A 26,011-nucleotide genomic window follows, 5' to 3' on the forward strand; every position below is an offset into this window, starting at 1 on the left:
ATTCTAAGTGAAACGCCCTGTGCGGACCCGCACGCAGGGTGTTGTGGGGGCTGGGGGCTAGAAACCCCCGGCTACCCGATTAACCGTTCATTGCGGTAAATTATAACTAACTTTGTTGTTGCTGATTGTTAGTATTTTTTGGCTTTCTAAGTCGCTAATCAAACTTAGCACCTCTGATTCTGGAATTTTCTTTTGGAATAAAGCAATGATGGTACTCGTTAATGTCTTCGTGGTTCTGGGTTTCGATGCTTTCAATTGCTGCAGTTTTACAATTATTACGTCCGTTTTTTCTTCTGGGGTTTTAGATATGGAAGCCTTTATTACAGGGATCTCTTTGATGTCTTTTGTTCTGGATGAAAATATGTTTTTTGTTTTTATATGTTGAATTAATGGATCGAAACCAGTGTCTTTTGAAATGATGTGAAAGAATGCATCCGGTTCTTTTGCTGAGATTTGCCCAATGTAAAATGCAATATGAAAGTCTAAAGCATTGGGGCCATTCCCAGATATTTTCACGTACTCAGCCCGAGAGCCTAGCTTTTGCATTGCAATTGCAACATCAAACGGCACTTTTGTTTGAGAAGCCCCAACAAATACAATGACTTTAAAGTGATCTGCTGAAAACACATCTAAGTTCTCAGGTTGGACATTTTCAAAATCAATTAACACATAGTTTGTTCTCAATCTGACCTCGGTTTTGTAGGGATCACTTTGGTTAACAACTTATTGTCCGGAACCTTTCCTCCATAGCACGGGGAAAGGTTCGACATAGTCTGTGGATGGGAACAACGCCGGGGCTTAAAAGCCCTTTATTGCCCATATGGTTATGGGCGTGGCGTTGCATAGTTTTTGTAACAATGCGGAAAAGTTCCACTTAGTCTGTTGCTTGTCTCACTCGGATATATACTGGTTATATATACATATGTCCGAGGTGGCTATTATGCGTAAACCCCATTCGGCGTTTTTGGCCAGTATCTATGAGCAGATGCTGTTGTTGCGCTATGCCATGGCAACGATTGAAGCCTATCTGCACTGGATCACCGCGTTTATCCGTTTTCATAAGATGCAGCACCCGTCGACCCTGGGGGAGGCCGAGGTACAGAGTTTTCTCACTCATCTGGCGACCGAGCGTCGGGTCGCCAGCAAGACCCAGGCCCAGGCGCTCAATGCGCTGGTGTTTCTCTACAAAACCATCTTGCTACGGCCGCTGCAGTTGCAGATGGAGTTCACCCGCAGCCAGCGCGCTCCCAAGTTGCCCTCGGTGCTGACCCAGAGCGAGGTGCGGGCCTTGCTGCTGGCGATGCCGGTACAGCTGCGACTGCTGGCGCAACTCATGTACGGCAGCGGCCTGCGGCTGATGGAGGTGATGCGGTTGCGTATTCAGGATCTGGATTTCAACTATCTCTGCGTCATGGTCTGGAACGGCAAAGGCGGCAAGCACCGACGTGTGACCCTGGCTTCGGAGCTGATCCCGGCCCTGCGCGAGCAGATTGCCTATGCCCAGCGCTTTTTCTTGAGCGATTGCCTGAACGACCAGTATGCCGGTGTGGCTTTGCCCACCGCGTTGGCACGGAAATATCCGTCGGCTTGCAAGGAGCTGGGCTGGCACTATCTGTTTCCTTCTGCCGTGCTGAGTCGGGATCCGCGGGACGGGGCACTACGCCGCCATCATCTGGACCCTTCCACCCTGCAAAAAGCGGTGCGGGCCACGGCGCGGCAACTCAACTTCGGCAAGCCGGTCAGCTGCCACACCCTGCGTCATTCGTTTGCTACGCACTTGCTGGCTCGGGGTGCCGATATCCGCACCGTGCAGGAGCAGTTGGGTCATTCCGATGTCCGGACCACACAAATTTATACCCATGTGCTGCAGCAGGGGGCGAACGGGGTGCGTAGTCCGCTTTCCGATCTCTAACTCATTGTTCCAAATAGTAGGTCATTCAGCTCAGCGGCTGGGTAGCACTAAGCTGATCCTCCGCGCCAGGGATGGCGCGGCGGAGCCCCCATGGATGGGTTCACGGCGTGTCAGCGTGTGCTTCCCGGTCGATGAGGCGGTTATTTAGGCCAGAGGATCAGTGCTGGCCGCTGCGCGTGGGCCAAGCTACCGCCACTAGGTTACAGCTCCCAGTTGCTGATCGGTGGTGCGGATGGGCTCAGAGGATAGAACTTGATCGGCGGCGTATGGATGGCGGGTCTGGCCTTCAATCGCCAGAAGTGGAACCTGCGCATCCATGCGGCAAAGCTGACAAGGTGAGGGTGTTTCTTCTCTGATATCCCTATCTTTTTCGAAAAACCATGCTACGGCCTTTGGGTTCATATGGGAATTACTTGGAGTCATTAATCTAAAAATTGTGCGCAAGAGCTCGATTTCCCGCGGGCCGGTCGGGCTATTCCTTTTGCTTGATCACGGCGGCGAGGCAGAGGTTGGTCTGCTGCACGAAGTGGGTAAAGCTGAAGAAGTCATCGCGGCTCAAGGGGCGTTTGCTATCAGCGCGGTCGGCGTAGAACAGGCCGATGGATTGCTGCTCGACGATGATGGGGGCGATGAAAAATCCCTTGTTATAGACAGCGGTACGCAGCTCGGGGCTGATCAGCGGACTCCACTTCTGATCCGTGAGGCTGGTGACCCACTGCGGCTCCTGCTTGCTCAACAGTTGGCTGAACAGGTGATTGCGGGCGCTGACATCCAGAGTGAAGCGTTGTTTGAGCAAGTCCCCCTGCTGGCCGGTGACAAAGCGCGGGGTGAGCCGGTTTTTCTCCCGGTTGAGCATCAATACCAGCACCCGATCCATGCCGATGCCACGATAGATGCCCTCCAGCGCGGTGTGGATGATGAGGTTGATATCCGCTTTTTCCAACGTCAGGAAGGTGAGCTCGCGCAGCATGCGCAGTTGCAGGGCCTCGCTGGATTCGGCGGGTTGCGCGGCGGGCTCTGGCTCCTGCTCCGGCAATAACAGGGCATTGGCGCCCTTGTCCAGATAGGGGGTCAGCATGCGGGCACCATAGGTGGTGCTCAGGCGCACCGCATCGTAGTTGCAACGTTTGACCTTCTGCTTGACCTGGGCGGCATCGAGCTCCATGACCTTGCCCAGTTCATTCAGCCCCTGCTGGAGTTGGGCCTGGGTGGTGTGCGGGTTCATCATCAGGGCGCTAAAGCGGTTTGCCAGATTGATGGCCTGCACCTCGGGGGTCCGCCGATCCGGATCTGTGAGCGAGGTGATGAGCAGTTTGCCCATATTCCACGAACTGGCCAGGCCAATGCTCATCTTGTTGAAACTGGTGCCGAGCATATCGCGCACCACCTCTTCCTCGGCATCGGGGTTGAGCCTCAGCTTGTCATCCAGCTCTTCGGCCAGCGGCCCCCCCATGCTCCAGAAGGCGCTTTCGCCCAGGTTATGCAGCAAGGCGGCGATAAATGCCTCTTCGCGGGTTTCCTCATCATGGGTCTCCAGCAACATCTTGCTCAGCATGCCGGCATGGAAAGATTGCGCCATCAGCCGCAACAGGCGGTCATACACCGATTGGCTGATATCCCGGTTCTTGAGCAGGCTATCGACCAGAGTGGCGGTGATGCAGATGTGTTTGAGGGCATTGAAGCCGAGCAGCACGGCGGCGCGACTCATGGTGTTGACCTGATTGCCGCTGCGACTGTAGGTGACGCTGTTGGCGACCCGCAGAATGCGGGTGGTGAGGCCATGATCATGCAGCACCGACTGGCCGAGGTGCGCCAGAGAGGCGGTGTCGTCCTTGGCCATCTGTTCGAGCATGCGCACGGTCGAGCACAGGGCTGGCATCTCTTTATTGCTGATGCGTTCGACCCACGCATCGGTTCCTCGGGTTGGCATACTGCTCATAGTGACAGGTCATAAAGAAGTTCTTTCTCAAGCATAGCGGGCAAGCACCGGGGAAGGTACTTGATATACAAGGGGTCTTACTGTTTTCCGCGCAAGCTTGGAGCTCCATCACTGTTCCGGGTCTGGGCATCCTTCCTGCATTGCCGGAGGCTGTCGCTAGTGTGACAAAGGCGACAATTTCTGTGCTTTTGTGGCCTCGATTTTACCACTTGATAAATTAACTCATTGATGAATAACAATAATTTATTTGGCGCAGCCTTTGCTCCTGTTCAGAGGTCATTGCTTGAGGAGTACCCATCATGATCGATATTCAGCCCGAAGCCCTGGCGACCCTGCAGGCACTGCAACAATCCCTGACCCAGCCGCACTTTGGCTTGCGCCTCGTGGTCAGCGGCGATGCCTGTCAGGGCTGGAAGCTGGCGGTGGGCTGGAGTGCGCAGATGCTGGGTGACGACCTGCGGCTGGATCTGCCGGGCCTGAGCCTGGTGGCGGATCGTCGGCAATGGCCTCAACTCAAGGGAGCCGTGATTACGCTGGCCGAGCGCCAGGGTGAGACGGGTCTGGAAATCAAGTTGCAACCAGCCGGTTGCCAGTGTGATACGGGTCGCTGCGAGCCAACCGCGGCCGGCTCCAGTTGTTAATTCAGGGCGGGAGAACAGCATATGTGGAATTATTCAGAGAAAGTTAAGGATCACTTCTTCAACCCCCGTAACGCCAAGATCCTGGCCGATGCCAATGCGGTGGGCGATGTCGGCTCCATCAGTTGCGGGGATGCCCTGCGCCTGATGCTCAAGGTGGATCCGGTGACTGAAATCATCACCGACGCCGGGTTCCAGACTTTCGGCTGCGGCAGCGCCATTGCCTCCTCTTCGGCGTTGACCGAGCTGGTGATCGGCAAGACCTTGACTCAGGCTTCGGAGCTGACCAACCAGGATATCGCCGAGTATCTCGACGGCCTGCCCCCGGAAAAAATGCACTGCTCTGTGATGGGCAGCGAAGCGCTGGAAGCGGCGATTGCCAACTTCCGTGGCGAGGTGTGGAGCGATGACCATGAAGAGGGCGCGCTGATCTGCAAATGCTTCGCCGTCGACGAGGGCAAGATCGTCAAGGCGGTGAAAGAGAACGGCCTGACCACCCTGATGGAGGTCATCCACTACACCAAGGCGGGCGGTGGTTGCAGCACCTGCCACGAGAAGATTGAACAGGTGCTGGACAAGGTGCTGGCTAGCGGTGTCTGCGGCGAAGCCAAGAGTGGCGCCTATGCCAAATCCGGGAGTGTGGCCATTCCGGCGGCGCCCCAACCGGTGGCCGAACGCAGCTCGTCCTGGGTTCAGGTCGAGGCGGTGCTGGAGGCCATGCGTCCCCATCTGCAGGCCGATGGCGGTGATGTGGCGCTGATCGGCGTCAGCGAGAACAAGGTCGAGGTCGCACTCTCCGGCGCCTGCATGGGCTGCATGATGACCGACATGACGCTGGCCTGGATCCAGCAAAAATTGATGGAAGCCCTCGGCCGCTATGTGCAGGTCGTCAGCGTCACCGAAGCCGTTGCCTAAGGTCCCAGCAAGGAGTAATGCCATGAAAGCCATTTATCTGGATAACAACGCCACGACCCGGCTCGATCCCATGGTGCTCGAAGCCATGATGCCGTTTATGACCGAGCACTATGGCAATCCGTCGTCCATCCACGGCTTTGGCGAGCCGGTGCGCAAGGCGCTGGAAGTCGCGCGCCATCAGGTGGCGACCCTGCTGGGTGCCGAACACGACAGCGAAATCGTCTTTACCTCCTGCGCCACAGAGGCCAATAGCACAGTTCTGCTCTCGGCGGTGGAGGCGCTGCCCGATCGCAAGCAGATCATCACCACAGTGGTTGAGCATCCGGCGATCCTCGAGGTGTGTGAACACCTGGAGCGCCAAGGGTATCAGATCCATCGTCTGGCGGTGGATGGCCAAGGCCGTCTGGATCTGGACGCCTACGCCGCCCTGCTCAGTGACCAGGTGGCGCTGGTGTCGGTGATGTGGGCCAACAATGAAACCGGCACCCTGTTCCCGGTGCTGGAGATGGCGCAGATGGCCAAGGACAAAGGCATTCTGTTCCATACCGATGCGGTCCAGGTGGTCGGCAAGATGCCCATCAACCTGGCCAGCAGCGCCATCGATCTGTTGTCGTTTTCCGGCCATAAATTGCATGGCCCCAAGGGGGTAGGCGCCCTGTATGTGCGCCGTGGTACCCGCTTCCGGCCGTTATTGCGCGGCGGTCATCAGGAGCGCGGACGCCGCGCCGGTACCGAAAACAGCGCCGGTATCATAGGGCTGGGCATGGCGTGCGAGCTGGCCGAGCTGCATATGTCCATGCTGGAGGGGCCGATCCGCGCCTTGCGCGACAAGCTGGAGCAGGCGCTGCTGGCGGCGGTACCGTGCGCCATGGTTACCGGCGATCCGCAGAACCGCACCCCGAACACCCTGAATATCGCCTTCGAGTTTGTCGAAGGGGAGGCCATCTTGCTGATGCTCAATCAGCTGGGGATTGCCGCCTCCAGCGGGAGCGCCTGTACCTCCGGCTCCCTGGAGCCCTCCCATGTGATGCGCGCCATGGGCATTCCCTACACGGCAGCGCACGGCAGTATCCGCTTCTCCTTGTCGCGCTTTAGCCGCGAGCGGGAGATTGATCAGGTGATCCTGCAACTGCCGATGATCATCGAGCGTTTGCGTTCGATGTCGCCCTACTGGCAACAGAACAAGCCGCAACTGGCCAGCCATGGCGAGTTCGCTCCGGCTTACGGTTAACACTAACCGCCTCTGTTCAACCGGTGAGCCGCCTCTGTGCGGCTCTTTTTTTGCGCTCAAAGATAACCCCCTCCCTGCCTCCTCCTTGGAAAAGAAAGGGGGGAGGAGTAGGGAATGCCAGTTGCGTTAGCGAAGGAGAGATAGCCTGTTGAGCCAACCGTTGGCGGCAGGGATGCCGCCATCGAGCCCCCATGGAAGGGTTTACGGCGTGTTGGCGAGAGAGGGTGTCTCTCCCGAACCTCTTAACTGTTAGTCAGTCGGGATGGAGTTGTCGTAATTCCCACAATGTGGGGCGTTGGCGTGGTGTTGTGGCGGATATAGAAACGCAATTCATTGAATAGCAACGATTATTTCATGGAACGCCTCTTGCTGTATCTCGCTATGGATTGGCCAAGGGAGCGTGTATGCAACAGACAGCACCCATCATCATCAATGACACCACCCTGCGGGATGGCGAACAGTCAGCCGGGGTGGCTTTTACCCGGGATGAGAAGATCGCCATTGCCCTGGCGCTGGAAGCGGCGGGTGTGCCCGAGCTGGAAGTCGGTATTCCGGCCATGGGCCCGGAGGAGTGCGCGCGTATCGCCGCGGTCCGGGCGCAAATCCGCCACAGTCAGTTGATGGTCTGGTGCCGCGCTACGCTGCCGGAAGTCGAGCAGGCCGCGCGGTTGGCGGTGGAGTGGGTGGATATCTCCATGCCGCTGTCGGCGCAGATGCTGGCCCACAAGCTGGGCATCAGCCGTCAGCAGGCCGACGATCGCCTGATGCTGGCCGTGGAGCGGGCCCGCGTGCTCGGGTTGCGGGTCTGTATCGGCTGTGAAGATGCCTCCCGGGCCACGGCCGACGAGCTGACCGCCATTGCCCGCCTGGCCCATGAGCTGGGGGCCGAGCGGCTGCGCTTTGCCGACACCCTGGGCATTCTCGATCCCTTCGCTACTTTCGAGCGCATCAGTCTGCTGCGGCAGCACTGGCACGGCCAGCTGGAGATCCACGCCCATGACGATCTGGGGCTGGCCACCGCCAATACCCTGGCCGCGCTGCGCGCCGGTGCCACCCACGCCAACACCACTGTGATCGGCCTGGGCGAGCGGGCCGGTAATGCGCCGCTGGAGGAGGTGGTGCTGGCGGCCAGTCACTGTTATGGCCGTCAGACCGGGATCGATCCGCTGCAGCTGCCAGGTCTGTGCCAGCAGGTGGCGGCCGCGGCCGGGCGGCAGATCGCGGCGCAAAAACCGCTGGTCGGCGATCTGGCCTTTACCCACGAGTCCGGCCTGCATGTGGATGGTCTGCTCAAGGACTGTCGCAACTATCAGGGGGTCGATCCCCATCTGCTGGGGCGCGAGCACCGTCTGGTGCTGGGCAAGCACTCGGGCCGTCACGGCGTGATGGCCATCTTTTCCGCGCTCGGGTTACCACTGGCGGACGGGGATGCCGAGCCGGTGTTACAGGCGATCCGCCAATTTGCGGAGAATCGTAAACGAAATCCTGACGAGGGCGAGCTGCGGGCCTTGTACCGCACCTTGCTCTGCCGGTCACACGCAGTCAATCGGATGAACGAGGAGGTGTTATGGAGTGGTTTTTAACCCTGCCGGGTGTGGATGAGCTGGAGACTGCCGAAGAGTTTCTGAGCCATTTTCAGCTCCCCTTTGAGACAGAGCAGGTACGTATCAGCCGCCTGCATATCATGCACCGCTTCCATCAGGCGCTCAGTGCCGCCGACGGCTCGGCGCTGGACGAGGCGGGTCGTTTTGCCCTGGCGCAACAGTTATTGGGCGAGGCCTATCAGACCTTCCACCATCAGCCGGTGCGCGGCAATTCCAGCCTCAAGGTCTATCAGCGCCTGGAGCCATTTTTTATTCCGCTGAGCCAATTGCAGGAGGTGCTGTTATGAGGGATGCGCAATTTGACTACGGCGCACCGGTACGGCTGGTGCGGGCGGTGCGGGACGATGGCAGCTTTCCGGGCAAGCAGCGCGGCGATCTGCTGGTGCGCAAGGGCACGCTGGGCTATGTGCGCGATGTCGGCACCATCTTGCAGGATCAGGTGATTTATCAGGTCCATTTTGTCGAGCTGGGGTACACAGTCGGCTGCCGCGAGCAGGAGCTGATCCCGGGGGATGCGCCCTGGATTGACAGCGACTTCGAGTTCGGTGACTGGGTGGAAGCGGCCAGTGCATTGGCGATGGAGGGCAAGATGCTGGCGCTGGCCGGGGATCGCGGTCAGGTGATGTCGGTGCGTCGGGATCAACAACCGCTGGTTTACGAAGTGCTGTTTGGCGCGCGTCTGCTGCAGGTGCCGCGTTCGGCCATACGCTGGCCGCTCAAACCCTTGGGTGAGATGCCGCTCGACGATCAACGCCCACTGGGTCGCAACACCCTGCGTTCGAGCAGTGGCGAGGAGGTGACCCTATGAGCTGGCACGCCTATCCGCGCTGGCAACTGGCGCTGGCGAATTTTTCCGCCTTGCCCTGGGAGCTGTCCGCCGAGCAGTTGCCGGAGCTGGAGCGGCAACTGGCCCGCAAACTGGCGCTGGAAGATCTGGTGTTGGCCAGCGAGTTGGCCAGCCAGGTACAGGTGACGCCGCAGATGGTGAATCAGGCGCGCAGCCAGCTGGTGAGCCAGTACGGCTCGGAAGCCACCCTGTTGCAAATTCAGCAGCAAGCCGCCATCAGCGATGCCGAATTGCTGCAGGCCCTGAGTCATGAGTTCAAGGTCAACGAGGTGTTGGCGCTGAGCAGTGCCGACGTTCCGGCGATGAGTGACAGCGAGGCGCGCCGCTACTACCTGGATCATCCACGGCGCTTCTTGCGCCCGGAGCGCCGCGAGGTGCGCCATATTCTGATCACCACCGAGGATGACAATCCGGATAGCGAGCCGGAAGTGCAGGCCCGCATGCTGGGGCTGCGCGAGATCCTGCTGGCCGAGCCCCATCAGTTTGGCGAGCTGGCGCTGCGCCACTCCGAGTGTCCGACCGCCATGGAGCGCGGCCGCATCGGCGTGGTCACCCCGGGCCAGCTCTACCCTGAGCTGGACCGCTGCCTGTTTGCCCTACCGCTGGGGGCCTTGAGCCCGGTGCTGCGCAGCCCTATGGGCTTGCACCTGATCCAGTGTCTGGATATCCAGGAGGCCGCTCCGATCCCGATGGACGAGGCGCTGCCGAAAATCATCGAGCAGCATCTGTTGCAAGCCCGACAACACCACCAGCGCCGCTGGCTCAAATCCCTGCAGCGCACCCTGGACCGTCAACTCTCCAACCACTAAATCCCCGCCTTCCCCTGCCCAGGGGAAGGCCTATCTCCTCCAGCCTCACCATCACCGTTTTCGCATCGTTCATACATCCTGTCGTTGCCTCTGCCTCTGCCTCTGCATTCGTTTCTGCCCTGTTAACCTAAACTTCAAGCCGTCTGCCGGGCCGATCACCACCATTGGACAGGATTTGCAGTATGGCATCACCGATGCTATTTTGTAATTACAAGTGTAATGACGAAAGGTATGGCAATGGGTACTATCAATCTTCGCATCGATGATGATCTGAAAACTCGCTCCTATGCTGTGTTGGAAAAATTGGGGGTAACGCCCTCCGATTTACTGAGACAAACACTGGAATATGTTGCCACCCAAGAGCGGTTGCCATTTCGCACCGCTGTGGTGACGGCGGATGAGGAAGCATTGTTGGCCCTAGTCCGTGAACGTCTGGCCAACCCGCAACAAGGGATAAGAGTTTCGCTCGATGACCTTTGAGCTGGAGTTTGATCCGCGAGCGCTGAAGGAGTGGACGAAACTGGGTGATACTCAGCGCCAACAGTTCAAAAAGAAGCTGGCCAAGGTGTTGGAACAACCCAGAATTGAAGCCAACCGCCTGCATGGCTTACCGGACTGCTACAAGATCAAGCTGCGGGCATCGGGATATCGTTTGGTGTATCAGGTGCAAGATGAGCGAGTCGTGGTATTCGTGGTTGCGGTAGGAAAACGGGAGCGCGAACAAGTCTATCTGGATGCTGGATCGCGAATGGTCTAACGGATAGGGGCAACACATTCGATTCTGGTCGTTGACCTATAGACTTTGCCTCTGCCTCTGCCTCTGCCTCTGCCTCTGCCTCTGCCTCTGCCTCTGCCTCTGCCTCTGCCTCTGCCTCTGCCTTTGCCTTTGCCTTTGCCTTTGCCTTTGCCTCTGCTTTTGCCTTTGTCTTTGTCTTTGTCTTTGTTCGCCCAAACATGCAGCCGTCTGCCGGGCCGCGTGAAGGGGGGGGGCGGAATCGGTGCGCGGTCAGGATGACCGCAAAAGGGAGCGTCACGCCATGGATGGCGTGTGGCTCCCGGCCGATGGAGATCCGCCCGTAGCGCGGGGCCTTCCCGGCAGTCGGCCAAGACATGGGCCAGGGATTGTCAAGGGGCCAAATCGGGGTTTGGACGGGATTGATTATCCCGGCCCCGATTTGGCGCGGGGGCAGGGATAGCCCGAGCGGATTGCGCAGCCATGGATGGCGCAGCGTGGCCTTTCCCCCCTTGACCCGCCGCCGCCCACGGCAGGTGGGCAGAACGCCTGCGTCTACCAGGCGGAACCGGATCCAGGCATGAATCACGACATCATCGGCTGATGTGCCGCCCTAGGCTGAACGCGGGCCCATCGGTCCGCCGGTTCCGCGAACCGCCGAGTGTGAGCCGCGCTCACACAAAAAAGCCCGGCGGAGGGTCAATTCTGCCGGGCAAAGCGAGGTTGTTGCAGGGTTAGCTCTCAGGCTATACAGGGATTTAGAGCCCCAGAGCGGGTTTGATGCTGGCCACCCAGGTGGCCACCCGGTCGGCGGTCAGGTCGGATTGATTGTCCTGATCCAGCGCCAGACCGACAAAGTCATCGCCATCCAGTGCGGTCGAGTCATTGAACTCGTAGCCACTGTTCGGCCAGAAGCCGACCACTTCGGCTCCGGCTCCGGTCACCAGGTCATACAGCTCGCCCATGGCGCTGACGAAATCATCTGGGTAGCTTTGTTGATCCCCCAGGCCAAACAGGGCCACTGTCTTGCCGGCCAGATCGGCACTCTCCAGCTCGGGTACAAACTCAGCCCAGCTTTCGCCCTGACAGTCGGCATCCAGCCCCGGCAGTTGGCCGGTACCTAGGGTCGGAGTGCCCAGGATCAGGGCATCAAATGCCAGCAGATCGTCGATGCTGGCCTTGTTGATATTCACCGGAGCGGCGACGGCGTCGCTGGCCAGTGCTTCGTGGATCATCTTGGCAACTTTGCGAGTCTTGCCGGTGTCACTTCCAAAAAAAATGCCGACTTTGGCCATGAGCGTTCTCCTTGCTATTCGATGGGCTGTATCAGCTGTTGCAACAACGGTGCCTGCACGGCATTTTTTTAAGATTATGATTTATAACGATATTGATGATTTATGCCACGCAATGGACTGTGAGAAAGCCGACAAATGCGGCGGGAGTGTCGGCTACCCCCTGTTGCAAGCCGTGCTATGGCTGCAGACGCATGGCTGGCGAAAACAAAAAAGCCCTCCAGTGATGGAGGGCCGGGAAGTAAGGATCGGGATGGCTTAGGACGCGCTGGGCGCTGCGACCACAGGCGCGGGTGCTTCTACGAAGGTTTCCTTGTGCGGCGCATGAGGCTCCCAGCCGACCAGTGCCAGCATGACAAAGAAGCTCACCACATAAGCGACGGGGACATGCCAGCCATGGCGAACCCACTGCACTGCAGAGCGGGACTCCGGGTACATGTTGGAGAGGGCCACGCCCGCCGAGGAGCCGAACCACAGCATGGAGCCGCCAAAGCCCACGGCATAGGCCAGCACACCCCAGTCATAACCACCTTGCTCCAGGCACAGCTTGGTCAGCGGAATATTGTCGAACACCGCCGAGACAAAGCCGAGGAAGAAGGTGGTCAGCCAGCTGGCCGGTGGCAGTTCATCCACCGGCATTAGGGAGGCACAGGTGACCAGCCCCATCAGGAAGATGGTGCCGCCGGTGGCATTTTTCAGCTCCTGCCAGGGTGTTTTGACCACCAGGGCGCCGAGCAGGATCGCCACCCAGACGCCGATGGCTGGAAAGTCGAGGAAGTAGTTGGTGGCGATGGCCATCACCAGAATAAAACCGACTACAGCCAGTCGATGCCATTCAATCGCGATCCCGACCGGGGCATCCTTGACGATGCGTTGATATTTATCCTGCTGGAATGAGGCAACCAGACCGAATAACACCAGCGCCACCCCGGCGGCCACATAGGCATGCAGCACATGCAAGGGGTTGACGCCATCAATCCACATCAATGTGGTGGTGGTGTCACCGACCACAGAGCCGGAGCCACCGGCATTACTGGCTGCGACTATGGCGGCCAGATAGCCGATATGCACCCGCTTGTTAAACACCACGAAGGCAATCGCACCGCCGATCATGGCCGCAGCAATGTTGTCGAGGAAGGCGCTGATGACGAAGATCATCACCAACAGCACAAAGCCGCCCTTCCAGTCATTCGGCAGGTACTTGGGCAGGATCTGCGGCAGCTCGGACTCTTCAAAATGTTTGGCCAGGATGGCAAACCCGAACAGCAAGCCGATGAGGTTGAGCAGCACTCGCCATTCCCCCTCGTGCCCGGCGCTGCCCAGCAGATGGTGCAGCAGGGAAAAGTCATCGACGAACAGATACTTGCTGATCAGCACAGCCGCCAGGCCGCCCAGGGAGATCCACATGGTGTAGTGATGGAACAGTGCCACCCCCAGCAAGGTGGCTGCAAACAGGATAAACTCCAGGCGGATGCCGCCCAGCGCCGGCATATGACTCTCGGCGGCTAGAGCAAAGCCCGGGGCCAGTAGACCCACCAGCAGCAGCAAGCCGCGGTGCCAGGGGTGACTCAGTGTGGTGATCATAGATAACTCCTTCCTCTTCCTTGGTAGTCAAGCCGTCCATCAGACGCAGGTCCAAACGGGCTGGAATATAACGCCTGTGAATGTTCCACCCCGCACCGGTATCGGGTGTCATGCCGGGTGTTGTGGCGATAAAAAAGGCCGCAGGGCGGCCAAAAAGCCATTATACAGCAAAGGCTTACTCTTCTTCATCCTCGTCCTCATCCCCGGCGATACGCTGCAGGGGCAGGTAGATTTCGACGCGGTCTCCGGCTTGCAGCTGGGTATCCGGGCTGCAGGGTTTGCCGAAGATCCCGATCTTGTGCACCGCCGGATCCAGATCCGGATACTGACCCAACAGCGGGGAAGCCTGCAGCGCCTGCAGGGCGGTGACCGGCTCCGGTAAATCCAGCGGATACCAATGTCCCTGGGCGCCTCTGGCATGAGCAACACTGATTTTCATGGCTGACATCCTCCCTGAGCTTCGGCCGCAGGTGCGACGGAATCGTTGGCATGTTCCTTACTGGTCAACCGTTTCCCCAGGCGGATGCCGCCCAGCAACAGACCCATCATGATAAAGCCCCCCGGCGGCAGCATCATCAGCAGGAAGCCGCGATAGCCGGGAAGAATGGTTAACTCCATAAAGTGGAACTGGGGCCCCAGCAGCAAGCTGGCTCCGGCAAACAGGGTGCCGCTGCCGAGAATTTCCCGACAACCACCGACGATAACCAGACCCAGGGTAAAGCCCAATCCAGTTGCCAGCCCATCCACCGCAGACGCCAGTGGTCGATTCTTCACCGCGAAGGCTTCGGCGCGGCCGAGGATGGCGCAGTTCACCACGATGAGGGCGATAAACAGCCCCAGAACCCGGTGCAAGTCATGCAGCCAGGCGTTCATCGCCTGATCCACCAGCGTGACTAGAGCTGCAATCAGCAGGGTAAAGATCGGGATGCGGATCTGGCTGGGCACCTGGTTGCGGATCAGTGATACCAGCACATTCGAGGCGACCAGCACCAGCAAGGTGACCAGTCCCATGCCCAGACCATTGGTGGCCGTGGTGGTCACCGCCATCAGCGGACACAGCGCCAGTAACTGGGTAAAGATGACATTGTTACGCCACAGGCCATCGGCCATCAGCTCCCAATAGGGATTCTTGTTCATGACTTACTCCTTGTCTGTGCTGGTCGAACCGACGGGGCTCTGGTCGAGTATTTGGGCGCTGTGACGGGCAAACAGCTGCAGGCTCTCATGCACCCCCTTGACCACGGCGCGGGGGGTAATGGTCGCGCCGGTAAAGCTGTCAAACTGACCGCCATCCTTCTTCACATGCCAGCCTTGGTCATCGGGTTTGTGCAGGGAGAGGCCATCGAAGCCGAGGATCCAGTCCCCCTTGGCGGTTTCAATCTTGTCGCCCAAACCCGGGGTTTCGGTATGGCTGATGACCCGTACGCCGGTGAGCGTGCCCTGGGCATCGATACCCAGTAGCATCTGGATGTCTCCGCCGTAACCCCGTGAGCTGGCGAACAGGGCGATGGCACTGACCTTGCCCCCTTGCCGGGCGCGGAAGAAATGAATCGGTTGATCATCCAGGGTCAGGGTCACTTCATCCTGGCTCGGCATGTTGTCGTACAGGGAATTCGGCAGCACCTGGGTCAGCAGACGCTGGGTATCCTCCTGTTGCCGCAGCAGGATCTGCGGTGCCGTCAGGCGACTGCTGATGGCCACAGAGCCGCACACCAGCAAGGCGAAACCACCCAGCAATAGCGCCATGAATCGGGGTTGCTGACGCAGCGGGAGTAGGGTCGTGGTCATGCTTTTTCCTCCGCTACCGTGCTGCCATAGATGGTTTGTCGGGTGAAATTGTCGATGAGCGGTGTCGCGGCATTCATGATGAGCACGGCAAACGCCACCCCTTCCGGGAAGTTGCCAAAGGCGCGGATCACGAAGACTAATAGTCCCAGTCCTGCGCCGAACCAGAGTTTGCCCTTGGCGCTGGTGGGGCTGGTTACGGGATCCGTAGCGATAAAAAAGGCCCCCAGCAGCAGACCGCCACTGGTTAATTGCGCCAGGGGATTGGGAATGGCCGTGGCATCAAACCACCACAACAGACTGCCAGGTAGCAGGCAGCACATCAGGGTGGCGACCGGCACATGCCAGGTGAAGACCTGCTGTTGCATCAGCCACAATCCTCCCAGCAACAACAGGATCGAGGCGGTTTCGCCCAGACTGCCGCTGGAAAGCCCGGTCAGGTGGGCCATCAGGTCAAACTGCTCCTTGCCCTCCTTGTGCAGCCCCAGGGTGGTGGCGCCGGAGATACCGTCGATATTCAAACCGTACCAGTGACCGGCAAACAGATCGCTGGGGCTGATCCAGTGGGTCATCTCCACCGGGAAGGCGATCAGCAGTACCACCCGGGCCAGCATGGCCGGGTTGAACAGATTCTGTCCCAGTCCACCATAGATCTGCTTGCCAAACAGGATGGCAAAGCCGGTACCCAGCGCTCCCAGCCACAGCGGGGCATGGGGAGGCAGACTCATGGCCAGCAGCAGTGCGGTAAGCAGCGCCGAACCATCGTTCAGCCGGCCAGCCGCCTGGGGATTCAGACGATGACAGGCTGATTCGCACAACAGGGCGGTGATCAGACAGGTCAAGGTTAAAAACAGCGCCGGGACACCAAACTGCAGGATGCCAAGCAGGGCCGCCGGCAGCAGCGCCAGATTGACCTTGAACATCAATGTCGGGATCGTGATCCCTTCGTGGGCATGGGGTGCGCGCAGATTCATGATGCTTCCTCCGTAGTCTGGCGGCGTGGTCGGCGTGGCGAGGCCGCTGCCTTGGCCGCTTTGGCGGCTTCTTTCTCGGCGGCTTCCCGGCTGAGTCGTTCCCGACGGGCATCGCCGTTGGCGCGGGTGCGGTTCGATTTTTGTTCGCTCAGCCGTTGCCGTTGCAGGGTCTGTTTCCCCCAGTCGAAATACTCGGTTAGCGGGATCGCTGCCGGGCAGACATAGGCACAGGAGCCACACAACAGGCAGTCGGCGAGCCCCAGCGAACTGGCTTCATCCAGCTTGTCCTGCTTGAGGGCACCGACCAAGTCCAGTGGGGTCAGGCTCATCGGGCAAGCGGCTACGCAACGGCCACAGCGGACACAGGCACTGGCCTTGGGATGGGGCACCTCCTGGCGGGTCAGCAGCAGGATGCCGCTGGTGCCCTTGGTGACCGGGGCATGGATATTATGGATTGCCTTGCCCATCATGGGGCCGCCGAGCACGATGCGCTCCGGCGTGCTTTTCAGGCCGCCACACTGGCTGATGATCTCGCTGATCGGCATGCCGATGGGGGCGTAGACATTGGTCGGCTCCTCCAGCGCATCGCCGCTCAGGGTGATGACGCGGTGGGTCAGCGGCCGACCAAAGCGCAGGGCGTGGAACACGGCGATGCAGGTGGCGACGTTCTGCACCAGCACTCCCACATCGGCCGAGAGTTTGCCGCTGGGCACCTGGATACCGGTCACCGCTTCGATTAACTGTTTCTCCGATCCCATGGGGTAGAGGGCGGGCAGGGCGACGATGTCGATCCCGGCTTCATCCCGACACACACTCTCCATGGCCTCAATAGCATCTGGCTTGTTGGATTCGATACCGATAAAGCAGCGGCTGGCTTGGGTCATCTGCATCAGATAGCGGATCCCGCCCAGGATCTGCACCCCTTGTTCCTGCATCAGGCGATCATCACAGGTCAGGTAGGGTTCACATTCGCTGCCATTGATGATCAGGGTGTCGATGGGATGGCGCAGGGAGAGGCGCAGCTTGTCAGCGGTCGGGAACATGGCTCCGCCCATGCCGACAATACCGGCCTGTTCGACCAGACCAATCATCTGCTCCCGCTCGGGCAGTTCGCCATCCCGGGCCAGCGGCGGCACGCTGCGCTGCGCCTCAGATGCCACCCGCAGGGTGATCTGACTGCCATCGATGGCGGTGACGGTGGCCGCCAGCGGACTGTGGATCGGCATGGAGAAGCGACCATTGCCCTTGGCCAGCAACTGGTTAGCCAGTACCTGCTCGCCGACGGAGACCACCGGCAGTGCGGGGGCTCCGGCATGCTGTTTCAGCGGCAGCAGCAGGCGCCAAGGGGTGTCCAGGGTCTTGATCGGCTTATCACTGGTCAGCTGCTTGTGGCTGTCCGGATGAATGCCGCCATGGGGTTTGAGGCGAGCCTTAAGCATGGTGAGCCCCTCCGCTTACGGGTTTGGTGAGTGGCGCCGCAAACAGCGGATCCGGGTAAAGATTGATGCCGCCATGGGGACAGACATTGCTGCACAGACCGCAGCCGGTACAGGCATCGGCGATGACGCCATGCAGCTGGCGTGGTGCGCCGACAATGGCGTCAAACGGACATTTCTTGAAGCAGCGGCCACACCCGTCGCATTCGCTCATATCGATGGCGGCCAGCAACGGACCCTTGCCCACCGAGGCTTCCAGGGACACGCCCAAGAGGGCGGCAATCTTCTGGGCTAAGGCGTTGCCACCGGGCGGGCAGCAGTCGGGAGCTGCCTTGCCATCGACGATGGCTTGCGCCGCCTGTCCGCAGCCGGGGAAGCCACATTGGCCACATTGGCCGCTGGGTAGCAATTCACTGATCTGTTCGACCAGAGGATTGCCTTCAACCTTCAAGCGCAGCGCGGCAATGCCCAAGGCATAGCCGATAGCGGCGGCTAGCAGCGGAATGGACAGCAGTGAGATGAGTGTCAGCATCATGGACTCCTTGTCTTAACCAGCCAGCCCGGCAAAACCGGCAAAGGCCATGGCCAGAATTCCGGCCGTAATAAAGCCGATCGGGGCACCGCGAAACAGCGCCGGTTGGCTGGTTTGCTCCATGCGTTCGCGCATACCGGCAAACAGCACAATCACCAACGAGAAACCCAAGGCTGAACTCAGGCCGTAGACCAGGGTTTCCAGAAAGGTGAGTTTCTCCTGCACGGTCAACAGGGCGATCCCCAGCACGGCACAGTTGGTGGTGATGAGCGGCAGGAAGATCCCCAGGGTGCGATGTAACTCGGGGCTCTGTTTGGCAATAAACAGTTCGGTTAACTGCACCAGCGAGGCGATCACCATGATGAACGCCAGCAGGCGCAGATATTCCAGCCCCAGGGGCTGCAGGATCAGATGCTCGATGAGCCAACCCACGCAGGTGGACATGGTTAGTACGAAGGTGGTGGCCATGGCCATCCCCATCGCCGACTCAATCTTGTTGGATACCCCCATAAAGGAGCAGAGTCCCAAAAAGCGTGAGAGCACTACGTTATTGACCAGCCCGTTGGCCAGCACCATCAAAAACAGCTCCTTCATACCCGGTCGCCTCATGCGTGATGAATTGTTGCTTGCAGGCTGCTCTGCGAAAGCTGTGCCAGCTCGCCCCCACGAGCGCGATGCGCACCAAATCAGGGATAAGGCTGCACCATAGCAGGCCGAAAACTGTCGGCTTTCCCCCCTGTGCTGGCGGAGGTGCCACAAAATAGCCCCATCAAGACTATGGTTTTGTTGCAAAAATGACAGTCTGAGGCTTGAGACTCGAAACGTATCGTTTTCGGCTTGGGAATTGCATTCTCCGTGGCATAGCGCGCAGAGATATGCCATTGCCGCGACGTAGCCCGACAATTTGTGGCATTGCGTACACAGCTGTAACAGGGAGGAGCCCTATGAATTGGATGTCGTTCCCCTCAATCACCGGGGGGGAGGAGGGAGCTGTCGCCCGACCCGAGCCGCTACTGGAGAGCCAGATGTTGCAAGGGGTGCTGGCGCAGCTGCCTCCTCCCTTGTTTTTGCAAGTGGTCGAGCAGGCCCCGGTGGCCATCTCGGTCACCGATCTGGAGGCCCATATTATCTATAGCAATCCGGCCTTCTCGGCATTGACCGGTTACAGCCGCAGTGAGCTCAAGGGCAGTAACCACAATTTGCTGGCCAGCCAGCAAACGCCGAAGAGTCGGTATCAGGCGATGTGGGGGGCGTTGAGCAGTAAGCGCAACTGGAATGGCCGACTGATCAATCGCCGCAAGGATGGCTCCTTGTATCTGGCGGAGGTGACGGTGACGCCGGTGCTGAACGAGCAGCATCAGGTTGCCTATTACCTGGGTATGCACCGGGATATCAGTGAGCACTATGCCTTGGAGCAGCGGCTGAAGAACCAGAAGGCGCTGCTGGAGTCGGTGCTCAATGCCGCGCCCATGGCCGTAGCGGTGCTGGATGATCAGCACCATATCTTGCTGGATAACTTGGCGTACAAGACCTTGCGTAGCGATTTGCAGGGCGCCGAGCCGTTGAGCGTGCTGGAGCAGGCCGAGGCTCAGGAGTCTATAGCGCCGCCGCTGGTGGCGCTGTCCATCCGTGGGCAGACGCGCTGGTTCAGCCGTACTCGCCAGCCGATGGAGAGTCTGAATGAGGAAGCCGCTAACTACTTTGGCCAGGGCAAGCGCTCCTATACCTTGCTGCTGATCCAGGATCAGACCGAGCGCCATCAGCAGCAGGAGCTGGATCGCATCGAACAGTTGCGGTTGCAACTGGAAGAGCAGCGGTTGATTGCCGCGATCCATGAGGCGCTGGATGCCGCATCCTTGCAGCTGCAAGGGCCGCTGAATTTGCTGCAGGCCGCCCAGCGTCTGGAGCCGGAGGGCAGTGGTCATCGCGCCATCAGCGCCGCCCTGACCGAAGGGGATCGCGCCTTGTTGTGGCTGCAGGACGCTCGACCCAGTCAGCTCAAGGAAACCCCCAGCCGTTTTGAATTAGGCCAGCTGCTCAGTGATCTGCAGGCACTGAATTCCCAGCATGAAGAGGCGGAGTGTCAGATCAATATCCCGGCTCAGCCCATGCAGGTTGAAGGGCAGCGTCTGCGGTTGATGATGGCCTTACAACAGCTGATGACCCTGGCTCGGCAACGCCTGCCAGCGACCGAGGGGATCATTCGTCTGAGTGTTCGTCAGGCGGAGCAAAGCGTACAACTGCAACTGGAAGACAACGGCTCTCTGCCCGAGGAGCTGCTCCCGGGCCGGGTATTGCCTTTTAACTGCCTGGTCCAGGAAGAAAGCGGGACTGGCATTGCCCTGTCTCTGGTGCAGGGCATCGTCAATGATCACAGTGGCGTGCTGTCGGTAACGGCGAGTGAACTGGGTGGCTGCCTGGTGTTGTTGGAATTCCCCTTAACGCTCGACGACAGGAGGTCATCATGAGCACCCATCCTTCCACCTCGACGCTGGTACGCGGCCTGAGCATGCAGCAGCAGCTCAATGCCCTGCACCAGATCAGCGTGGTGTTGAGCCGTTCGCTGGATCTGGAGCAGACGCTGGCGGCTATGTTGCAAAGCCTGCATGAGCAGGCGCAGATGCAACATGGGCTGGTTTCCTTGTTTGACCACAACCGCAGCGCTCTGTTTATTCAGGCGATGCATGGCGTCGACCCGGAGGTGATCAAGGATGTGAAGAGCGTCCGCTACCGGATGGGTGAGGGCATTCTCGGTACCGTGATGCATCAGGGCCATTCGCTGGTGATCCCGAAGGTGGCGGATGACCCACGCTTTTTGGATCGCTTGAACGTGTTCGAATACGGCCTGCCCTTTATCTGTGTGCCAATCCCCGGAGTCGATAGCAGCCCGATCGGGGTGCTAGCGGCCCAGCCGCTGAGCCCGGATGAAGAGAGCCTGCCGGCGCGCACCCGTTTCATGGAGATGCTGGCCAATCTCATCGCCCAGACGGTGCGTCTGGTCGGTCAGGCCCATCGCGAGAGCGAGGCTCTGCGCAGTGAGCGCGATAGCCTGCGCCGCAAGGTGCGCCATCAATATGGTTTCGACAACATGGTGGGGCAGACCCCCTCGATGCGACAGATCTTCGATTCGATCCGCCAGGTGGCCAAGTGGGATACGACCGTACTGGTTCGCGGCGAGAGTGGTACCGGTAAGGAGCTCATCGCCAACGCCATTCACTACAACTCGCCACGGGCCAGTGGCCCTTTCGTCAAACTCAACTGTGCGGCGCTGCCCGACAGCTTGCTGGAAAGCGAACTGTTCGGCCATGAGAAGGGTGCCTTTACCGGGGCGGTGAAATTGCGCAAGGGACGTTTTGAGCTGGCCGATGGTGGCACCCTGTTTCTCGATGAAATCGGCGAAGTCAGCGCTTCGTTTCAGGCCAAGTTGCTGCGGATCCTGCAAGAGGGGGAGATGGAGCGGGTCGGTGGCAGCGAGACCATCTCGGTGGATGTACGGATCGTGGCGGCCACCAACCGCAATCTGGAAGAGGAGGTGCGCAAAGGCAGCTTCCGCGAGGATCTCTACTACCGCCTGAATGTGATGCCCATTCAGTTGCCGGCCTTGCGCGAGCGCTTGGAAGATATTCCGGATCTGGCGCGCTTCCTGTTGCAGAAGCTGTCGCAAAAGCAGGGCCGTGAGTTGAAGATCAGTGATGGGGCCATTCGTATGCTGGTGGGGCATAGCTGGCCGGGTAACGTCCGCGAGCTGGAAAACTGTCTGGAGCGGGCCGCCATCATGTCGGAGACCGGACTCATCGATCGGGATGTGGTGTTGTTCAACAATCAGGAACACCAGAAGCCCGGGTTGTTGCCGACGGCCCTGCCTATGTTGCCGGAAGGGGAAGAGTCGGATCTGGATGAGCGTCAGCGCTTGATCGCCGCATTGGAAAAATGTGGTTGGGTGCAAGCCAAGGCCGCCCGTATGTTGGGCATGACACCACGGCAAATTGCCTACCGCATCCAGATCATGAATATCAATATGCGCCGTATCTAATGAGTCGATCCGAATCATGCTGTATCGACAGGGAAGCTCACGCTGACACGCCGTAAACCCTTCCATGGGGGCTCCACCGCGCCGTCCCTGGCGCGGAGGGTCAGCTTAGCGCTACCCAGTCGCTTATGGTGAGTATCGGCTATTAGGAATAGCTATTGAGCGCCATTCATTCACGCCAATAGAAAAGCAAAGAGGACGCCAGGGCGTCCTCTTTGTTATATGGCGAACCGGTCATCCCGGTCGCTGGGTAACGGCGGGGATATCAGACCGCCGGCGGCAGCGGTGCGGCCGGCTTACCGGCTGCCGCGGCGGCGGCAATCACGGTCGGATTGGACTCGAGTTTGAGTTCCTGGTCCGTGGTCACGTTCTTGACATAGACATCCACCTGGTTGAAGGCGATCTCGATGCCATTCTCGCGGAACAGCTGGTCGATACGACGGTTGATTTCGTCGATGGCTGGGTTGCGATCCCCGAGCTCTTTGACAAACATCCGCATCTCGTGATCCAGGGTGCTGGCGCCGAAATTGAGGAAGTAGACCACGGGCTCCGGATCTTTCATCACCCGGCTGTTTTCGCGGGCGGCTTGCAGCAGCAGGGCTCTGGTTTTGTCCAGATCCGAGCCATAGGCCACGCCGATGCGCAGGATCACCCGGGTGGTGGTGTCTGACAGCGACCAGTTGGTGAGCTGGGTGGTGATGAACATCTTGTTCGGAACAATGATCTCCTTGCGGTCAAAGTCAGTGACCGTGGTCGCGCGGATGCGGATCTTGCTCACCGAGCCCGAGAAGGTACCCAGGGTGATGACATCGCCAATTCGCACCGGACGCTCAAACAGTATGATGAGACCCGAGACAAAGTTGGCGAAGATCTCCTGCAGACCAAAGCCGATCCCCAAGGATAAGGCGGCGACCAGCCACTGCAGCTTGTCCCAGGACATGCCTAGGGTCGAGAGGGTAGCCAGCACCCCGATGCTGGTAATGGCGTAGGAGAGCATGGTGGTGATGGTGTAGTTGGTGCCCTGACCCAGTTGCAGTCGTGACAGCACCAGCACTTCCAGCAGACCGGGTAAATTCTTGGTCAACACCCAGGCCACCACGGCGAAGGTACCTGCCATCAGCACATCCCGCAGGCTGATCGGCTGCAGCACCTCGTTGCCGGCAGTACCGACGCTCTGATGCCAGAGGGCAATACTGTCCAGATAGGAGAGTACGGCGACCAGATCGGACCACAGCCAGTAGAAGCAGCCGGCAAAGATCATGAACAGTACTATCTTGGTCAGACGCAGGGACTGATGGTTGATCTCCTCCAGTGCCATCACCTTGTCTTCGATGAGCTCTGTGGTATCGACATCCTCCTGCTGTTTAAGTTGCTCGCGGCGTGCCACGGCACGGCGATGGGCCAGACGACGAGCGGCCACGGCCAGACCGCGGATTGCCGTCTGCTGCACTATGCTCCAGGCCATAAACAGGTAGAAGGTGTCGATGAAGCGATTGGTCAGTTTCAGCGCCGTGTAGTAGTAGCCCAGCACCATCAGCACGATCAGGGCGATGGGGGCCAGGGTCAGCGCTGCGACATTGAACCAGTGCAACCAGTCACCCTGTTCGCCGTGGTGGGCGCGGTTGCGGAACAACGGATAGACCAAAAACAGCGTCACCAGCAGCATGGTCAGGGTGATGACTTGACCGATGGCATCATCCGCCAGACGGGAAGGGTCCAGCTCTCCCAGGGTGGCGATGACGATCAGCGGGATCAGGGAGCGCCACACGTACTTCAAGGAGCGGTACTTGTGGGCCACTTCGGTCGGGCTCTGGCCAAAGTGAGTTTCCGCCATGCCGCCCGGACGCAGGATCTTCAGCAGCATGGCAAACGCCATGTAGGCAGCCGTCAGACGCAGCGACAGAAACCAGATAACCTTGGGCTCACTTAGACCACTGAACAGGAACAAGAAGCCCAGCGCCATGATGAGCAAGGCTCCCGGCAGCACTTCCAGTCCGGTAAACAGCAGGGCCTTAGGGGTATGCAGGTGGCTGTCACGGTTCAGACGGCCAATGTCCTTGCTCAGTTGTTTGACCTTGTCGCGCAGCAGTTGCCGCTTCCAGCGCAGGGCTATGCCCAGCATGATCATCGGGATCACCAACAACAGCAGTGGCAGGGTCTTTTGACTCCACTCGTTGATGTTGACACTGATACTGGCCGCTTGTAGCTGCGATAGCATGGCGCTGGGTAGACCGACCAACCAGGCCCAATCCAGAGGCTTGTTGCTGCTGACCCAGAAGATCTGTTGTTGCAGGGTCAATTGCAGGGATTTATTCACCCGCTCCAGCTGCTGCTGATTGAGCTTGATGTTGATGGCCAGATTGAGCTGGCTACCGAGCTGGGTATTGAGCTGATCCAGCAGGTTCTTGCGGCTGTCGAGCAATTCGCCGAGTTGATCGCGCTCTTCCGGTGTCACCGGATCTGTGGCATTGGCTACTAGCTTATCCAGATACTGATTGCGCTGGAACAACTGGTCGCGTTGCTGGTTGAGGTCGAACTGCGCCAGACGCAGATCGGCGATCTGTTCGTCCAGATTCAGGGTGATCTTGGGGTCGGGCAGCATCTGGCGTTGCTGATAGAGGATACGTGACAACAGCAGACTACCCTTGAGCACCGAGATCTGTTCGTTCAGGTTGCGCTCAGTCTGAGTGACCCGATCCAGCCAGGTCTTGATCTTGATGTTCTCCTGCACCATCTGGTTGATTTGTTCCGTGGTGCTGACCAGACGCTGGCTGAGTTGCTGGTTGGTTTTGAGCTCTTTTTGCAGCAAGGGATCCAGTGTGCTGAGGTCCTGGGATTCCGCATTAATGTTGCCAGCGGTTTGCTCTGTGTTGTCCATCCGCTTGGCATTGATACTGTTTTGCAGCAACTGAACCAGATGTTCCAGACGGGCGATCTGGGTGCCGGCCAGAGTCTGGCGTTTGAGCGCCAAATCTTGCAGCTTGGTGTTGTTGTCCAGATCCTTTTGCTGTTGATCCAGTTGCAGGGCCAACAGATTCAACTCGGCATTCAGCGCCAGACGCTGGCTGCTGCTGACCTCGTCCTTGCTACCCACCTGGTTGAGCTGATTGCGGATGTCCTGGCTACGCTGATAGGCCTGGCTCATGGCCAACTGGGCCCGCTCTGGCAGGGTTTGCAGGTTGGTCAACTGACTGCTGGCGGTTGCCAGCTCTTCCTGGGCCTGTTGCAGCTCGCCCATAGCGTCGGTCATACGCTTTTCCAGCTGGGTCAGGCTCAGCGCATCCAGCTGTTTGGAGAGCTTGGCATCGTCAGGCACCGCCTTCATGTTTTCCAGCTGGCTGCTGTATTGCTGGAGTTTTTGCGGTGCTGCAGCCAGACGCTTCTGCTGGGCTTTGCTCTTTTCGTTTTCTTTATCGATGGCATCGAGCAACGTCAGGGTCTTTTCCAGATCTTCCTGCTGTTTTTTCTCGTTGACCGTCAGGGTCTCCCGCTTGCTCAGCGTGGTCAGTTGACTCTCGACTGTGCTGCGGCTGGGCAGATCAGGCAGATTGTTGATCGAGGCTACACCTAGGCTTGGCAGCAGCAGTGTGGCTAGCAGCAACAGACAAGCGCGGAAGCCTGCCGTTGCAGAACGATGGGATTGGTATCGGTTCAGCATGGGTCATCCAGTGGGTTAGCACCAAGAGCGGCCACTTGTGTAAGCCATCTCACAATTTGGCGGCATTCTAGCACCAGATATTGACGGCGCGC

Annotated in this window: 24 protein-coding genes; 12 read left to right on the plus strand and 12 right to left on the minus strand. The window is 59.1% G+C overall.

Annotation, left to right across the window (positions count from 1 at the left end; all coding sequences use genetic code 11):
• Positions 1 to 87: 87 nt before the first annotated feature.
• Positions 88 to 669 carry a PIN domain-containing protein gene (locus ACYVG7_RS20195; protein WP_460884901.1) on the minus strand — a complete coding sequence of 194 codons (582 nt, stop codon included), beginning with the start codon at positions 667 to 669 and terminating at the stop codon, positions 88 to 90.
• Positions 670 to 940: 271 nt separating this feature from the next.
• Here ACYVG7_RS20195 and ACYVG7_RS20200 point away from each other — a divergent pair, with 271 nt between their 5' ends.
• A complete protein-coding gene (locus ACYVG7_RS20200; protein WP_460884902.1) occupies positions 941 to 1,912 on the plus strand; it encodes an integron integrase in 972 nt (323 codons plus the stop codon).
• Between the two features lie 472 nt (positions 1,913 to 2,384).
• Here the strand turns inward: ACYVG7_RS20200 and ACYVG7_RS20205 are convergent, their stop codons facing one another.
• Positions 2,385 to 3,842 carry an HDOD domain-containing protein gene (locus ACYVG7_RS20205; RefSeq protein WP_460884903.1) on the minus strand — a complete coding sequence of 486 codons (1,458 nt, stop codon included), beginning with the start codon at positions 3,840 to 3,842 and terminating at the stop codon, positions 2,385 to 2,387.
• Between the two features lie 308 nt (positions 3,843 to 4,150).
• Here ACYVG7_RS20205 and ACYVG7_RS20210 point away from each other — a divergent pair, with 308 nt between their 5' ends.
• The 9 genes from ACYVG7_RS20210 (at position 4,151) to ACYVG7_RS20250 (ending at position 10,652) form a co-directional block, all read left to right on the plus strand.
• Positions 4,151 to 4,492: a hypothetical protein gene (locus ACYVG7_RS20210; protein WP_460884904.1), complete on the plus strand. Its 342-nt coding sequence runs from the start codon at positions 4,151 to 4,153 to the stop codon at positions 4,490 to 4,492.
• 21 nt (positions 4,493 to 4,513) lie between these two features.
• A complete protein-coding gene (gene nifU, locus ACYVG7_RS20215) occupies positions 4,514 to 5,404 on the plus strand; it encodes a Fe-S cluster assembly protein NifU (protein WP_460884905.1) in 891 nt (296 codons plus the stop codon).
• Between the two features lie 22 nt (positions 5,405 to 5,426).
• On the plus strand, positions 5,427 to 6,635 hold the full coding sequence (gene nifS / locus ACYVG7_RS20220; RefSeq protein ID WP_460884906.1) for a cysteine desulfurase NifS: 1,209 nt from the start codon (positions 5,427 to 5,429) through the stop codon (positions 6,633 to 6,635).
• 404 nt (positions 6,636 to 7,039) lie between these two features.
• Entirely contained in the window at positions 7,040 to 8,218 is a 1,179-nt protein-coding gene (nifV, locus tag ACYVG7_RS20225; protein WP_460884907.1) for a homocitrate synthase, read from the plus strand.
• Positions 8,203 to 8,526, plus strand: coding sequence for a nitrogenase-stabilizing/protective protein NifW (locus tag ACYVG7_RS20230; RefSeq protein ID WP_460884908.1), 324 nt, complete (start codon positions 8,203 to 8,205; stop codon positions 8,524 to 8,526). Before nifV ends, ACYVG7_RS20230 begins: the two co-directional genes overlap by 16 nt.
• The gene (locus ACYVG7_RS20235) at positions 8,523 to 9,047 is read left to right on the plus strand and encodes a nitrogen fixation protein NifZ (RefSeq protein ID WP_460884909.1); all 525 of its coding nucleotides are present in this window, start codon (positions 8,523 to 8,525) and stop codon (positions 9,045 to 9,047) included. Before ACYVG7_RS20230 ends, ACYVG7_RS20235 begins: the two co-directional genes overlap by 4 nt.
• Complete coding sequence (gene nifM / locus ACYVG7_RS20240) at positions 9,044 to 9,895, plus strand: nitrogen fixation protein NifM (protein WP_460884910.1); 852 nt, start codon at positions 9,044 to 9,046, stop codon at positions 9,893 to 9,895. The genes ACYVG7_RS20235 and nifM overlap by 4 nt, the downstream gene beginning before the upstream one ends.
• 237 nt (positions 9,896 to 10,132) lie before the next feature.
• Complete coding sequence (locus ACYVG7_RS20245; protein ID WP_460884911.1) at positions 10,133 to 10,375, plus strand: type II toxin-antitoxin system RelB/DinJ family antitoxin; 243 nt, start codon at positions 10,133 to 10,135, stop codon at positions 10,373 to 10,375.
• Entirely contained in the window at positions 10,365 to 10,652 is a 288-nt protein-coding gene (locus ACYVG7_RS20250; protein WP_460884912.1) for a type II toxin-antitoxin system RelE family toxin, read from the plus strand. Before ACYVG7_RS20245 ends, ACYVG7_RS20250 begins: the two co-directional genes overlap by 11 nt.
• Positions 10,653 to 11,386: 734 nt before the next feature.
• On the opposite strand, the gene ACYVG7_RS20255 is transcribed toward ACYVG7_RS20250, so the two are convergent.
• From ACYVG7_RS20255 to rsxA, 9 genes are all read right to left on the minus strand, one after another.
• On the minus strand, positions 11,387 to 11,923 hold the full coding sequence (locus ACYVG7_RS20255) for a flavodoxin (protein WP_460884913.1): 537 nt from the start codon (positions 11,921 to 11,923) through the stop codon (positions 11,387 to 11,389).
• Between the two features lie 255 nt (positions 11,924 to 12,178).
• Positions 12,179 to 13,504 (minus strand): SLC13 family permease, encoded by a 1,326-nt coding sequence (locus ACYVG7_RS20260; protein ID WP_460884914.1) that lies wholly within the window; start codon positions 13,502 to 13,504, stop codon positions 12,179 to 12,181.
• Positions 13,505 to 13,679: 175 nt separating this feature from the next.
• A complete protein-coding gene (locus ACYVG7_RS20265; RefSeq protein WP_460884915.1) occupies positions 13,680 to 13,943 on the minus strand; it encodes an RnfH family protein in 264 nt (87 codons plus the stop codon).
• The gene (locus ACYVG7_RS20270) at positions 13,940 to 14,641 is read right to left on the minus strand and encodes an electron transport complex subunit E (protein ID WP_460884916.1); all 702 of its coding nucleotides are present in this window, start codon (positions 14,639 to 14,641) and stop codon (positions 13,940 to 13,942) included. Before ACYVG7_RS20270 ends, ACYVG7_RS20265 begins: the two co-directional genes overlap by 4 nt.
• Positions 14,642 to 14,644: 3 nt before the next feature.
• Positions 14,645 to 15,292, minus strand: a complete 648-nt coding sequence (gene rsxG, locus ACYVG7_RS20275; RefSeq protein ID WP_460884917.1) for an electron transport complex subunit RsxG — start codon at positions 15,290 to 15,292, stop codon at positions 14,645 to 14,647.
• Positions 15,289 to 16,263: an RnfABCDGE type electron transport complex subunit D gene (locus ACYVG7_RS20280; RefSeq protein WP_460884918.1), complete on the minus strand. Its 975-nt coding sequence runs from the start codon at positions 16,261 to 16,263 to the stop codon at positions 15,289 to 15,291. Before ACYVG7_RS20280 ends, rsxG begins: the two co-directional genes overlap by 4 nt.
• Entirely contained in the window at positions 16,260 to 17,702 is a 1,443-nt protein-coding gene (gene rsxC, locus ACYVG7_RS20285; protein WP_460884919.1) for an electron transport complex subunit RsxC, read from the minus strand. Before rsxC ends, ACYVG7_RS20280 begins: the two co-directional genes overlap by 4 nt.
• Complete coding sequence (locus ACYVG7_RS20290; RefSeq protein WP_460884920.1) at positions 17,695 to 18,231, minus strand: RnfABCDGE type electron transport complex subunit B; 537 nt, start codon at positions 18,229 to 18,231, stop codon at positions 17,695 to 17,697. The genes rsxC and ACYVG7_RS20290 overlap by 8 nt, the downstream gene beginning before the upstream one ends.
• Before the next feature lie 15 nt (positions 18,232 to 18,246).
• Positions 18,247 to 18,825 (minus strand): electron transport complex subunit RsxA, encoded by a 579-nt coding sequence (rsxA, locus tag ACYVG7_RS20295; RefSeq protein WP_460884921.1) that lies wholly within the window; start codon positions 18,823 to 18,825, stop codon positions 18,247 to 18,249.
• A 350-nt stretch (positions 18,826 to 19,175) separates the two neighbouring features.
• Here rsxA and nifL point away from each other — a divergent pair, with 350 nt between their 5' ends.
• Both nifL and nifA read left to right on the plus strand, forming a co-directional pair.
• Complete coding sequence (gene nifL / locus ACYVG7_RS20300; protein ID WP_460884922.1) at positions 19,176 to 20,699, plus strand: nitrogen fixation negative regulator NifL; 1,524 nt, start codon at positions 19,176 to 19,178, stop codon at positions 20,697 to 20,699.
• Positions 20,696 to 22,264 carry a nif-specific transcriptional activator NifA gene (nifA, locus tag ACYVG7_RS20305; RefSeq protein WP_460884923.1) on the plus strand — a complete coding sequence of 523 codons (1,569 nt, stop codon included), beginning with the start codon at positions 20,696 to 20,698 and terminating at the stop codon, positions 22,262 to 22,264. Before nifL ends, nifA begins: the two co-directional genes overlap by 4 nt.
• Positions 22,265 to 22,526: 262 nt before the next feature.
• Here the strand turns inward: nifA and mscK are convergent, their stop codons facing one another.
• Positions 22,527 to 25,919, minus strand: coding sequence for a mechanosensitive channel MscK (mscK, locus tag ACYVG7_RS20310; protein ID WP_460884924.1), 3,393 nt, complete (start codon positions 25,917 to 25,919; stop codon positions 22,527 to 22,529).
• Between the last annotated feature and the right edge of the window lie 92 nt (positions 25,920 to 26,011).

This window comes from Pseudaeromonas pectinilytica (assembly GCF_054780855.1).